At 32.8% G+C, this 12,771-nt stretch carries 11 protein-coding genes and 2 tRNA genes; 4 read left to right on the top strand and 9 right to left on the bottom strand.

Annotated features, from left to right (window positions below; translation table 11 throughout):
• Positions 1 to 93 precede the first annotated feature (93 nt).
• From BSF42_RS12655 to BSF42_RS12630, 6 genes are all read right to left on the bottom strand, one after another.
• Complete coding sequence (locus BSF42_RS12655) at positions 94 to 2,337, bottom strand: M1 family metallopeptidase (RefSeq protein ID WP_095953455.1); 2,244 nt, start codon at positions 2,335 to 2,337, stop codon at positions 94 to 96.
• A gap of 65 nt (positions 2,338 to 2,402) precedes the next feature.
• Positions 2,403 to 2,909 (bottom strand): DUF6702 family protein, encoded by a 507-nt coding sequence (locus BSF42_RS12650; protein ID WP_095953454.1) that lies wholly within the window; start codon positions 2,907 to 2,909, stop codon positions 2,403 to 2,405.
• Positions 2,906 to 3,661 carry a hypothetical protein gene (locus BSF42_RS12645; protein WP_095953453.1) on the bottom strand — a complete coding sequence of 252 codons (756 nt, stop codon included), beginning with the start codon at positions 3,659 to 3,661 and terminating at the stop codon, positions 2,906 to 2,908. Before BSF42_RS12645 ends, BSF42_RS12650 begins: the two co-directional genes overlap by 4 nt.
• The gene (locus BSF42_RS12640) at positions 3,651 to 4,379 is read right to left on the bottom strand and encodes a carboxypeptidase-like regulatory domain-containing protein (RefSeq protein ID WP_253251040.1); all 729 of its coding nucleotides are present in this window, start codon (positions 4,377 to 4,379) and stop codon (positions 3,651 to 3,653) included. Before BSF42_RS12640 ends, BSF42_RS12645 begins: the two co-directional genes overlap by 11 nt.
• Positions 4,366 to 5,136 carry a carboxypeptidase-like regulatory domain-containing protein gene (locus BSF42_RS12635; RefSeq protein ID WP_253251039.1) on the bottom strand — a complete coding sequence of 257 codons (771 nt, stop codon included), beginning with the start codon at positions 5,134 to 5,136 and terminating at the stop codon, positions 4,366 to 4,368. Before BSF42_RS12635 ends, BSF42_RS12640 begins: the two co-directional genes overlap by 14 nt.
• On the bottom strand, positions 5,123 to 5,890 hold the full coding sequence (locus tag BSF42_RS12630; RefSeq protein WP_095953579.1) for a hypothetical protein: 768 nt from the start codon (positions 5,888 to 5,890) through the stop codon (positions 5,123 to 5,125). The genes BSF42_RS12635 and BSF42_RS12630 overlap by 14 nt, the downstream gene beginning before the upstream one ends.
• Positions 5,891 to 6,055: 165 nt before the next feature.
• Here BSF42_RS12630 and pepE point away from each other — a divergent pair, with 165 nt between their 5' ends.
• On the top strand, positions 6,056 to 6,763 hold the full coding sequence (gene pepE, locus BSF42_RS12625; protein WP_095953452.1) for a dipeptidase PepE: 708 nt from the start codon (positions 6,056 to 6,058) through the stop codon (positions 6,761 to 6,763).
• A 148-nt stretch (positions 6,764 to 6,911) separates the two neighbouring features.
• Here pepE and BSF42_RS12620 read toward each other — a convergent pair.
• Both BSF42_RS12620 and BSF42_RS12615 read right to left on the bottom strand, forming a co-directional pair.
• A tRNA-Gly gene (locus tag BSF42_RS12620) sits at positions 6,912 to 6,984 on the bottom strand.
• 105 nt (positions 6,985 to 7,089) lie between these two features.
• A tRNA-Gly gene (locus BSF42_RS12615) sits at positions 7,090 to 7,162 on the bottom strand.
• A gap of 135 nt (positions 7,163 to 7,297) precedes the next feature.
• Here BSF42_RS12615 and BSF42_RS12610 point away from each other — a divergent pair.
• Positions 7,298 to 7,735, top strand: coding sequence for a GNAT family N-acetyltransferase (locus BSF42_RS12610; protein WP_172426681.1), 438 nt, complete (start codon positions 7,298 to 7,300; stop codon positions 7,733 to 7,735).
• A gap of 1 nt (position 7,736) precedes the next feature.
• Positions 7,737 to 9,320, top strand: a complete 1,584-nt coding sequence (locus tag BSF42_RS12605) for a murein L,D-transpeptidase (RefSeq protein WP_095953450.1) — start codon at positions 7,737 to 7,739, stop codon at positions 9,318 to 9,320.
• Here the strand turns inward: BSF42_RS12605 and BSF42_RS12600 are convergent.
• Complete coding sequence (locus tag BSF42_RS12600; protein WP_095953449.1) at positions 9,309 to 10,034, bottom strand: murein L,D-transpeptidase catalytic domain family protein; 726 nt, start codon at positions 10,032 to 10,034, stop codon at positions 9,309 to 9,311. The genes BSF42_RS12605 and BSF42_RS12600 overlap by 12 nt on opposite strands.
• A gap of 300 nt (positions 10,035 to 10,334) precedes the next feature.
• Here BSF42_RS12600 and BSF42_RS12595 point away from each other — a divergent pair, with 300 nt between their 5' ends.
• Positions 10,335 to 12,764 (top strand): DUF5916 domain-containing protein, encoded by a 2,430-nt coding sequence (locus BSF42_RS12595; protein ID WP_095953448.1) that lies wholly within the window; start codon positions 10,335 to 10,337, stop codon positions 12,762 to 12,764.
• Positions 12,765 to 12,771: the final 7 nt, after the last annotated feature.

Below are 12,771 nucleotides of genomic sequence, written 5' to 3'. Positions count from 1 at the left end.
TTAAAAAGTCCTTTAAAATGCATTTTAATAAAAAAGAAAAAGTTCATCAAGCTTTTAAAACCTGATGAACTTTTTTATTATCTTTTTATTTGTTTAGTCAAATTTAGATTTTGCTTCTACTTTTGGCCAAGAATTATTAGTAACATCGATGTCTGCTGTTAACAGTTTTGGATCGACTTGAATACTCTTAATTGCTTTAGTTGTAGCATAAACTTTTTTAGCCGTTTCATTACTTTTTCTCCAGATTTGAGCCGGATATTTGTAATTGTCTTTAGAACCGTCTTCATAAGTAATCTCTACTAAAATAGGCATAATCATACCTCCTGGCTTATTAAACTCTACTTCGTAGAAATATTTAGGAGATTTTATACCCGCTTTTTCCTCAGCAGTAAAAGTCTGATCTACATAATCTGCCAAAGGTTTAAAATCTTCTACTTTTAAAGCTTTTTTCTTAGATGAATTTACTTCAGCATTATCTCCTGAAACTAGATATACGAACGGACCTTTTTCATATCCAAAACGTCCTTTTCTTACTTTAACATCTTTAAGATCTGCCGTTGGTGTATCTGAAACGTAATATTGTTTTACTTCTTTAATTCCGATATCTACAAAATCAGTTGAATAAAACCATCCTCTAAAAAACCAATCAAGATCTACTGCAGAAGCATCTTCCATTGTTCTAAAGAAATCTTCAGGGGTTGGATGCTTGAATTTCCATCTGTTTGAATAAGTTTTAAAAGCGTGATCAAACAATTCTCTTCCCATAACAACTTCTCTTAAAATATTAAGACCTGTTGCTGGTTTTCCGTAAGCATTGTTACCGAATTGGTGAATTGTTTCCGAATTAGACATAATTGGCTCCAAAAACTTTTGATCACCACTCATGTAAGGAACAATATTTTTTGCAGGACCTCTTCTAGAAGGGAAATTTGGATCTAATTCTTGCTCTGCTAAATACTCTAAAAACGAATTTAATCCTTCATCCATCCATGTCCACTGACGTTCGTCAGAGTTTACAATCATAGGGAAAAAGTTATGTCCAACTTCGTGAACCACAACACCAATCATTCCATTCTTAACTTCTTTAGGCGTAACCCCATTTTCATCTGGACGACCATAGTTCCAGCAAATCATTGGATATTCCATTCCCTGATCTTCTGCAGAAACAGAAACTGCTTTTGGATAAGGATAATCAAATGTATGAGAAGAATAACTTTTTAAAGTATGAGCGACTGTCATCGTAGAAGTTTCTCCCCAAAGCGGATTCGCTTCTTTTGGATAAACAGATTCTGCCATTACCACTTTATTATTCAATTTAACAGCCATTGCATCGTAAATGAATTTTCTTGAAGAAGCAATTCCGAAATCACGAACATTTTTAGCGCTGAATTTCCAAGTTTTTTTCTTTTCAGAAAAACCTTTTTCAGCTGCTTCTGCTTCTGCCTGCGTTACAATAACTACAGGTTTATCAAAAGATTTTTGAGCCTGCTCGTATCTTTTTACTTGTTCTGCTGTAAATACTTCGCTTCTATTCATTAATTCTCCTGTAGCATCAATTACGTGATCTGCAGGAACTGTAATATTTACATCAAAGTTTCCGAAAGGAAGAGCAAACTCTCCGCTTCCCCAAAACTGCATATTCTGCCAGCCTTCAACATCATTATAAACTGCCATTCTTGGATAGAATTGCGCAATTACATAAAGTTTATTACCGTCTTTTTCGAATAATTCATATCCAGAACGACCGCCTTCTTTTCTATAATTATTGATATTGTACCACCATTTTATCGAGAAAGAAATTTTTTCGCCTGGTTTTAAAGGAGACGTTAAGTTAATACGCATCATTGTTTCATTGATCGTATAAGAAAGTCCATTTCCTTTAGCATCTTTAACCTGCTCAATATTAAATCCACGCTCTAAATCTTTTTTCAAATATTTAGAAGAAAAACCATCAAGAGGAAGTACCTGATTTATTTTTTCACCCTCTGCCAATGAAGATTGTCCATTTGCTTTTGCTTGGTTTTGATCCAATTGCACCCATAAATACTCCAGACTGTCTGGCGAATTATTGGTATACGTTACAGTTTCAGATCCGCTTAATTTTGAATTTTTATCGTCTAATTCAACGTCAATTTTGTAATCTGCCTGCTGTTGGTAATAAGCAGGTCCTGGAGCTCCAGAAGCCGTACGAAACATGTTGGGAGTTGCCAGCAAATCGTACATTTGGCTAAACTTATTGGTATCGTATTTTCCCTGTTGTCTAACAGGCGGGGTGGTTGCTTTTTCCTGAGCGACCAACATTGCCGGAAAAAATAATAATAATGAAAGTTTTTTCATAAAAATGTAATGGTAATTTATCAGGTCGTGAAAATAGTAATTAAAATAATAAATTTTAAGATCTACTAATATTTTAACACTTCTTTCCTTGAAGATTCTGTAAAAAGAACACTTCTTTTGGTATCAAACGCTGAAATATGTGTAATGTTTTGCTGTTCTGCATTCCAATCCACTAAAATTGTGTTTGAAATTTCTAATGTTTTCAATTTATCTACATCCTTAATTCTGGAGTAACAGACCAAAACATCGTCTGCTTCAACTTCTTTAGACAAAAAAGCAATAGTTTTTGCCTGTCCGTTAACTTTGATTGTAAAGTTTTCGGAGAGGTATTTTTTCAATAAATCAATATCTGCCTGAGTTTCTTTACTGGTTCCTACAAATGTTTTTTTACGATATTTTTTTTCCATTGCATTGTTTAAATCGTCAATAAAAATGCGGGAAGTTATCTGCAGCATTTTTTTTTCTGAAGCATAATTTACCTGAAAAACACCAACATAAAACTTATGAAAAGTAAAGGCAGAAGACAATACAAAAACAACTGCCAGCAGACAGTAAACTAATTTATTTCTCATTTTTGAACAGCAGCAGCTTTCTTAAATTCTTTATTCTTATTCACCATAAAATCTATCAGCATAAATTTTTGATCCGGATTTACAAGTTGTTTTGAATGTGCATCGTTTGAACAGTACATTAAAAACAATTCTATTTCATCTGGTTTCAGGTTCAATGTTTTAGTGTAAAAATCTTTTGTAAAATTATCTTTAGCATATTCTACAAAAGCAATATCTGTCACTTCTTCTTCTTTTACATCCTCTTTCTTACTTAGAAGTTTTTTGACATCTTTAAATATTCGCACAAAATCAGTTCCATATTTAATGGTTTGATCAGAAAGCATGGCTTTATTCTCAGGAGTTGAAAGTTTATCATCTTCAAACTGCATATCTACATAATGCTGCGAATTTTGATCAAGTGATTTTACTCTTAAATCTTTATGAACCACAACTTCTTTAAGCTGATTATTAACCAAATCCAGTTTAAGTTTAAACAGCACCTCAGCACAATCTTTTTCTGTTAAAACGATTTTTTTTGATTGAAATGCCAAACCAGAAAACAGCAAAGTGTCTTTTGGACGTGCCATAATATCAAACAAACCGCCTGCGCCGATAAATGTTCTGACATTTGCGTTAATATTCATTACATAGCCGCTTTCTATAGCTAAAAAATCATTTGTAACTTGACCATGTAATGGTTTTCTTGAACCGTTTTGCCCTAATACAATTTGACAAAATAAGCAGACAACGAGTACTCCTAAATTATTTTTCATTTTCGAGAATTGTTAGATATTTTCTTGCTAGATCTGTGATTAAAAACATACTCATTGTTTTGTTTTTAGTATTCAAAGATACAGCAAATTCAGCATCTTCTATACAAAATAATTGAAATCCTTTTATATAATCCACAGGTATTTTCAATCTTTGCGTATAATAATTCTCATCAAAAAGATATTCTAATTTTCTAAAAAGCGCTTCTTTTTTCTCAACATTTACCTCTTTTTTCAGCATCGCAGTGCGTCCAGAAATTCCATTTAACAATTTATCAACCGAGGTCGAATTTGCTGTGTAAACTTTTCTTTCTGCTGGAGTATATTTTTTCTGTCCGTACGGAATTATTCCCAAATTTTCGGCGGTGATATTTGCATTTTCATTTACAATTACCTCTTTTAATTCCATCTCTTTTACTGCCATTTTAACAAGCAGTAAATTGGTATTCATATCCTCTAATGTAATTCTTCTTTTAAGCGGCTCTAAGTTTACCGCAGAAAAAACCAAAACCTCTCCTTCTCTGACTGCAATAGAAAAATTACCATCAGAATCTGAAACTGCTGTTACTTGAGTCGTATTATTAATGATATTGACACCTTCAATTGGCGTTGACTGTTCCATTATCTTTCCTAATAATTCTTTCGAATTGTTCTTTTGTCCAAAACCAATTTGAACAAAAATTAAAAACAGTATAATGGATATATTTTTATTTATTTTCACCAGCAATTATTTCTTTATACTTTTCCGCCAATTCTCCTAAAAGAAATTCCATAGAAGTTTTATTCTTAGAATTCATAACAGCACAAAAACTGTCATTCTCGACCGCATAAAATTTAAATTCATTTACATTTTCTTTAGGTATTTTTAACTGTTGGACGAAATATACGTCATCAAACAAATAACCTAATTTTAAAAAATTCTTTTCTTTTTTTTCTATTTCAACATTTGCCTTTAATCTTTTAGTTCTGCCATTTATTTTATTAATTAAAGGATCAAGCTGCATAGATCCTCCCAAAAGCCCCAACAACATAACAGGTTTAAAATCTCCTGCTGTTGCCAATTGCCTTTCTGCTTGCGTATATTTTTTTTGCCCCCGCGGAATAATTCCTAAATTTTCTGCAGTAATACCCGCATTCTCATTTATGACAACTTCATCCAAAAGCACTTCTTTTGTTGTCATAGCCACAATCAGAATTTCTGAAGACGCCATATCTTCTTTTGTAATTCTTTTTCTAACAGGATTTAAATTAACCGAAGAAAAAACCAAAACCTCATTTTCTCTTACAGGAATAGAAAAATTACCTTCGGCATCTGAAATTACGATCGCCTGAGAATTATTATTAACAACAGTAACACCTTCAACCGCTTTTGAGTTCTGCATCACCTTTCCATACAATTGCTTAAATTCTGTCTGCCCAAAATTAGCTTGAGCAACAAACAGAAAAAAAGCAGCTGATATGGTTTTATTTGTTTTCACCAGCAATTATTTCTTTATACTTTACTGCCAGTTCTCCCAATAGGAACTCTGTAGAAGTTTTGTTTTTAGAATTCAAAATCACGGTAAACTTATCATTTTCTACAGCATAATATTCAAAACCTTTTACATATTCTGCCGGAATTTTTAATCGGTCAATAAAATGTTCCAAACTAAACATATTTTCCAAAAGCTTCATGAAAAACTCTTTTTTCTCCACCGCTACTTCTTTTTTCAGCATTGCTGTTCTTCCTGAGAAAAAATTCAACAGCGGATCCGCAGAAATTGAGCCGCCAACCATTCCGCCTCCATTTGCCGTGGCGTTCAGCGCAGTTGCCGTTTCCAATTTTCGTTCGGCTGCGGTATATTTTTTCTGCCCTTGCGGAATTATTCCTAAACTTTCGGCATTAATATTATCATATCTTTTTATTACAACTTCTTGAAGCTGATACATGACCATATTAAGATTTACAGTAAAATTAAGATTGGAAAAATCTTCGGGTTTCAGCATAATTCTTTTCTCCTTAAATGTTATTGAAGAAAAAACCAGCACATCATCTGCTTTTGCCAAAATAGAAAAAGAGCCAGATTCACTTGTTGATACCGTTTCTTCTGTCTGCGCATTAATCACATAAACACCATCTAAACTTGAAGTGTTAGCCGCTATTTTGCCAGTAAAAAGAGAGCGTTCTTGAACCTGCGACAAGCAAGCCTGCCCCACAATAACAAATAAAAAACAAGTAATTTTTTGAATCAAAATGAAATATATTAGAAACATTCTTAAAACGGTAAAAATATCTTAATATCCTCCAAATTTAGTATTAATGACATGGTAAAAATATGTTAATTAAAACAATAAAAAACCATACAAAAACAGAGTTTTTATATCTTTAACCAACAAAATTTGAGTTAAAAAAAAATCATGAAAAGTATCATTATCGCAAGCACATCTACTTTGCACGGAGGTGAATATTTAGAATATCTTTTACCCACTTTAGAAGTACATTTTAAAAACTGCAAAACAATATTATTTATTCCTTATGCACGCCCAAGCGGTATTTCGCATGACGAATACACACAGAAAGCCGTACAAGCATTTGCTAAAATTAACATTGACGTTAAAGGAATTCACGAATTTGAAGATCCTCAAACCGCTGTAAAAGAAGCAGAAGGAATATTTACAGGAGGCGGAAATACATTTTTACTGGTTAGTCAGCTTTACAAAAATAACATCATGCAGTTAGTTGCAGAAACAGTAAAAAACGGCACTCCTTATTTAGGATCAAGCGCAGGAAGTAATATTTGCGGTTTATCGATGCAGACTACAAACGACATGCCTATTATTTACCCGCCAAGTTTTCAAACCTTAGGGCTAATTCCTTTTAATTTAAATCCGCATTACTTAGATGCCGATTTACAGTCTAAACACATGGGTGAAACACGCGAAACACGAATCAAAGAATTTCATGCATTCAATTCGATTCCAGTTTTAGGTTTAAGAGAAGGAAGCTGGCTGGAAGTTAAAGGTGAAAAAATAATCCTGAAAGGCGATTTGAAAGCGAGACTTTTCAAGAAAAACGAAACACCGCAGGAATTAGAAACAGAAAGTGATTTGAGCAGCTTAAAATAAAATTCCAAATATTTTTTTAATTCCAAATTCCAAATCTTTAGAATTTACTTCTTTATTAAACTTGGAATTTGGAATTTAAAAATATTGAAATTTAAGTAAATTGGTTTAAAAACAAAAAAGCCTCAAACAATGTTTGAGGCTTTTGAAGAGCGAAAGACGAGGCTCGAACTCGCGACAACCAGCTTGGAAGGCTGGAGCTCTACCAACTGAGCTACTTTCGCATTAACAGGGTGCAAATATAAATAATTTAATCTTTAAAAAAAACTAAAATCAAAAATTATTTACTTTTGACAAAAAAACCGAAACTAAAAATTTTGGTTTCTTAGAGCGAAAGACGAGGCTCGAACTCGCGACAACCAGCTTGGAAGGCTGGAGCTCTACCAACTGAGCTACTTTCGCATTGGTGGTGCAAATATAAAAAGAAAGTTAAGTTCAAAACAAGCTTTTTCGCAAAAAAAATCAATTAAAATCAACATTTTTTTATAACTTATTTAAAATTAAAAAGTTATAAAACCAATATTTTTCAAAAAAATCATGATTACAATCAAAGAAATTACATCAAAAGAAACTTATGCCGTACGTCAACCTGTTTTAAGAAAAGGAAAACCTATAGAAAGCTGTATTTTTGAAGGAGACGATTTAGAAACCACTCATCATTTTGGTTTATTTGATAATGAAAATTTAATAGGAATTATTTCCTTATTTAATAAAATCAACACTATATTTGCCGAACAAAATCAAGCTCAAATTCGAGGGATGGCAGTTTTAGAAACGCATCAAAAAATGGGATTTGGCGAGGCTTTGGTTAGACATTGTGAAACCTACTGCAATGAAAACAAAGTCGATTTGATTTGGTTTAACGCCAGAACAACAGCTGTTGGCTTTTATCAAAAAATGGATTACCAGCCCCAAGGTGAGCCTTTTGATATTCAAGACGTTGGCGAACATTATTTGATGTTTAAAAAATTATAGAATGAAAAAACTTTACTTCGTATTAGTAATATCTGTTTTTATGGGATGCAAAAAAGATGTCCCGAAACCTGCTCCTATCGTCAAAAAAACGGTACCAGCAATCATACTTACTGACGAAAGAAAAGTTGAAATAGATACTGCCGTAATAAGCACTTTTAAGAGCGAAACGCTAAAACAATTCTATATCGCATCTGAAAATAAAACGGTCTGGGGAAATCTGGAAAAGAGAACTTATGTTTTGTCTCAATTAGAAAAATCAGATGAATTAGGCTTAGAACCAGAAGATTACAAGGCATCACAGTTAAAAAAGTTTGAAAGCAAAGTAAGTTCCCTGAGCGATTCTGACTTAGCTACTTATGATATATTGCTGACTTATAATTTTGAAAAATATTTAAATCATTTACACAAAGGAAAACTTGATCCTAAAAAAATCTACACCGACTGGGATTTAGATGAAAAAGTACTTGACATTAATTCTGTTCTTATTAAAGCTTTCAACAACAATAAACTAGATAGTATTGTTGAAAATGTCCAGCCTAAAACTCAAATCTACAAACAGCTTTTGAAAGCACTAGAAATCGTAAATACTTTTCCAGATGATGAAATAGAAGATATTAAATCAGCCGAAAAAATCACTTTAAACGATACTAGCGCCGCTTTAGTAAACATTAAAAGAAGACTGTTATTTTGGAAAGATATGTCTGGAAAAGACAGCCTTACAAGAATTTACAACAAAAAAACTTTTGAAGCAGTTAAGAATTTTCAAGAAAGACATGGGTTGGCTTCGGATGGGGTTATTGGCGCAGGAACAATCAGTGCCTTAAATTATTCTAAGGAAAGAAGAAAAAAGCAGATCATTGCCAATCTCGAACGCTGGAGATGGTATCCAGATGAATTAGCCGAAAACTATTTTATCATTAATATTCCCGATTACAATTTAAATGTAGTTGAAAACCAAGACACAACTTTGGTTCGAAATGTTGTTGTTGGAACAAGTAAAAGAAAAACACCTATTATTACCTCTGTCTTAAAAACAGTAGTTTTTAATCCGACTTGGACAGTTCCTCCAACAATTTTGAAAGAAGATGTTGTTCCCGCAATGAAACGAAACCGAAATTATTTGGCTAAAAAAAACATTACCATTTATGATACGTCTGGAAATGTCGTTGAACCAATAGCGTGGAATGAAAACAAACCTAATAATTATCGTTATGTACAGAGTCCCGGCTACAATAATTCGCTGGGCTTAATGAAAATTTTATTTCCAAATCATCATAGTGTTTATCTGCACGATACCAATCATCGTAACATCTTCGGACGAAATAACCGTTCTATGAGCTCAGGTTGCGTGCGTGTTGAGAATCCTCTGGAACTGGCGCAGCATATTTTGGATGTTGAGGGAAATTGGCCTCAAGATAGGATTGATACTATTATTGCTTCTAAAAAAACGATGAGTTTCAAAATCACAAAAAAATATGCTTTGTATCAATGGTACTGGACAGCATGGAGCAAAAAAAATCAGCTCTTTTTTAGAGCTGATATTTATAATCTAGATTCGGATTTATATGCTAAATTAAGAAATTAGCCTCTCTTCCATCGCGAAACTTCTTGATGGATGATAAATGTATAAACACGATTTATCTTTTATTAACTGAATAATTTCACTTGTCATTTCTACTGGAAGAGCAGGACAACCTTGGCTTCTTCCTAATCTTTTGTGGTCTCTGATGAATGATTCAGATACATAATCTGCACCGTGCATTACAACACCTCTTTGGCGTGCGTTGTCATTCACTCCATCTTCCAGACCATCCAAACGTAGAGAAGCACCATGTTTTCCTTGGTATATTTCTCCTGTAGAATAAAAACCTAAACTACTCTTAAATGAAGAATTAAGATTTGAAAATGCAGAAGCAAATTCTTCTCCAGTATTTCTTCCATGAGCTACAAGCGAATTAAACAAGATGGTATTGCTTGTCAAATCAATTACCCACAAACGTTTTGTGTTTGAAGATAAGCTGAAATCAATAAGCGTTAAAATATTTTTCTTGATAACTCCTTTTTCTTTCAATAAGTAAAATCCCTTTAAAGCTTCCGAGAAAGTTTTAAGCTCAGGCATCTTGTAGTTATTGGAATTTAAAGTGTTATAAACGCTTTCAATTTTCGAATCAACTGTAACTTTTTCAACTTTAGCAATTGACTTTACGACAGCGTTTGTTTTAAGATCGGTAGTGTTCTTTGAATCTTTTCCAAAAGATAACAGCAAAAACACAAATAGCGGATAGATTTTGTAAATCATTGAATTTCTTTAGGTTAAACAAAAACTTGGGTATGGCAAAAATATAAATAATTCATTCCTTGCAAAATATAATCCTGATTTTCAGGCCTTTTTTACTTAAACTTTAACATTATTAACATAAAAACGCTGGTTATGTAAGATTTCTTCTTACGCTAAAAATCATAACATTTCAACCAATTTTCTTAAAAAAAGGTGAATAAAATGGAAATTTTGAAACGAAAAGTGTAACAAGTGAAACAAATTCTAGTCTATTATTTCTATATTAAAGTAATTTTGTCACTATTTCCCATCAAAATATTCATGAAAAAAATAATTTTCTTCAGTTTTCTATTATCCGCTCTGTGCAGTTACGGTCAAAAAAAAGCAATTCAGGCAAAAGTAACTTCACAAAATATTTCTATTGACGGAAAATTGGATGAACCAGCGTGGGAAAATGCATCGATTGCTTCTGACTTTATAATGCTGGAACCAGACAACGGAAAATCTATTCCTTTTGAAAAAAGAACAGAAGTAAAAGTTTTATATGATAATGATGCTGTGTACATCGCCGCTATGATGTATGATGATGAACCTTCTAAAATTTTAAAAGAAATTTCACAGCGAGACAACTTTGGTACCGCAGATCTTTTTGGTGTTTTTATAAATGGTTTTAATGATGGTCAGCAGGATTTTATGTTTTATGTTTCTGCCGCAGACGTTCAGGGAGATTGTATTATGACCGATGCCAATGGCGAAGATTATTCGTGGGATGCTGTTTGGATCAGTAAAGCTTCTATAAAAGAAAATGGATGGGTTGTTGAAATTAAAATACCGTATTCAGCATTACGCTTTTCTGCCGAGAACAAACAGACCTGGGGAATAAACTTTTTCAGAGAAATAAAACGAGAGCGTTTTAAATATACTTGGAATTTTATAGACCGTAAAATAGGAACTTTTACGCAGCAGGCGGGAACTTTAGAAGGAATCGAAAATATTAAACCTCCTACTCGATTGTTTTTAATGCCTTATGCATCGTATTATTTAAATGCAGGAGACGGACAAAAGACTTACGGAACTTTAAAAGGCGGAATGGACATTAAGTACGGAATAAATGATGCTTTTACTATTGATGCGATTTTAATTCCAGATTTTGGACAAACAAAATACGACGATCAGATTTTAAATCTCGGTCCTTTTGAACAGCAGTTTAATGAAAACAGAGCTTTTTTTACAGAAGGAACAGATTTATTCAGCAAAGGAGAGATGTTTTATTCGAGAAGAATTGGAGGCGCGCCGTCAACCGATCCTTCATTAAATGAAAATGAAGAAATTATCGAATTACCAGCTGCTGTAAATCTTGTAAACGCATTAAAGGTCTCAGGAAGAACCAAAAACGGACTGGGAATTGGAGTTTTAAATGCCGTAACAGAAAAGACTTTTGCCACCATAAAAGATAATACTACCGGAGAAACGAGACGCGAAATTGTTGAACCTCTTACTAATTATAATGTATTGGTTTTGGATCAGCGTTTCCGCAAAAATTCATCTGTTACTTTTATTAATACGAATGTTAGCCGTAATGGGCATTTTAGAGATGCAAACGTTACGGGATTGGCATGGGATTTAAATACAAAAGCAAATACCTATAGTTTATTTGGAAATGCTAAATACAGTTTTATCAATGATATTGAAGATAAAAAAGGTTTTTATTCTACAGTAGGACTGTCTAAAACAAGCGGAAAATATAGATACAGCTTTGGTTCTGATTTTGTTAGTAAAGACTTTGATCCTAACGATCTCGGAATTAATTTTTACACCAACTATTATAATTTTTACGGAAATGCCAATTATAGAATTCTGAATCCAACCAAAAAGTTCAACACTTTTAGAATCAACTATAATATGTATACGGAATTCAACAAAGAATCTGGAAAATTACAGGACAATAGTATCAATACCAATCTAAATTTAACAACAGTAAAAAACAACTATTACGGAACTGGAATTACTTTTTATCCAATGGAAATTTGTGATTATTACGAACCGCGTGCAGAAAATAGATATGTTACCATTCCCCGAAAAATAGAAACTTGGGGAAGTATTTCGACCAATTATAACCATAAATTTGCCGTTGATTTAAACGGAACTTTTAATGTTTTTGATGAATCTGAAAGAATAACGTACGGTTTTGATATTGGCCCGAGATATCGTTTCAGTGATAAATTACTATTGACTTACTTTTTTAGTTATTTGAGAAAAAACAACAACAAAGGTTATATTGATCAAATCGACACTGATGACAACCAAACCACTCCAAACGAAATAATATTTGCAAACAGAAATGTGATTACGTATTCGAATACTTTAGGAGGTAAATATGCGGTAAACAGTGCAATGACAATTAATTTATCTGTTCGCCAATATTGGTCTTATGCCGATAATAAAAACATTCTAACTCTAGAACCAAACGGAGATCTAACTCCATATCCGGAATATACAACGAATAAAAATTCAAGTTTTTATTCTTGGAATGCCGATTTATCATTCTCTTGGTGGTTTGCACCTGGAAGTCAGCTTTCTGCATTATACAGAAACAATGCGTCTAATTTTGAGCGAATTATTGATAAAGATTTCAAACACAATGTTTCTGGACTTCTAAATAATGACGCCCTAAAACACATCTTTTCTGTAAGTGTAAAATATTTTATTGACTATAATGCTGTCAAAAATAAAGTCGGAAAAAGAGCTTAGTGTGAAT

The sequence above is a fragment of the Flavobacterium sp. ACN6 genome, from assembly GCF_002304005.1.
Lineage (GTDB): Bacteria > Bacteroidota > Bacteroidia > Flavobacteriales > Flavobacteriaceae > Flavobacterium.
This window is presented reverse-complemented; position numbering and strand designations above follow the sequence as displayed.

Coding starts and splice junctions, on each gene's coding strand:
- BSF42_RS12655 (WP_095953455.1), bottom strand. CDS start 2,337: ATGAAAAAACTTTCATTATTATTATTTTTTCCGGCAATGTTGGTCGCT.
- BSF42_RS12595 (WP_095953448.1), top strand. CDS start 10,335: ATGAAAAAAATAATTTTCTTCAGTTTTCTATTATCCGCTCTGTGCAGT.
- BSF42_RS12650 (WP_095953454.1), bottom strand. CDS start 2,909: ATGAGAAATAAATTAGTTTACTGTCTGCTGGCAGTTGTTTTTGTATTG.
- BSF42_RS12605 (WP_095953450.1), top strand. CDS start 7,737: ATGAAAAAACTTTACTTCGTATTAGTAATATCTGTTTTTATGGGATGC.
- BSF42_RS12645 (WP_095953453.1), bottom strand. CDS start 3,661: ATGAAAAATAATTTAGGAGTACTCGTTGTCTGCTTATTTTGTCAAATT.
- BSF42_RS12600 (WP_095953449.1), bottom strand. CDS start 10,034: ATGATTTACAAAATCTATCCGCTATTTGTGTTTTTGCTGTTATCTTTT.
- BSF42_RS12610 (WP_172426681.1), top strand. CDS start 7,298: ATGATTACAATCAAAGAAATTACATCAAAAGAAACTTATGCCGTACGT.
- pepE (WP_095953452.1), top strand. CDS start 6,056: ATGAAAAGTATCATTATCGCAAGCACATCTACTTTGCACGGAGGTGAA.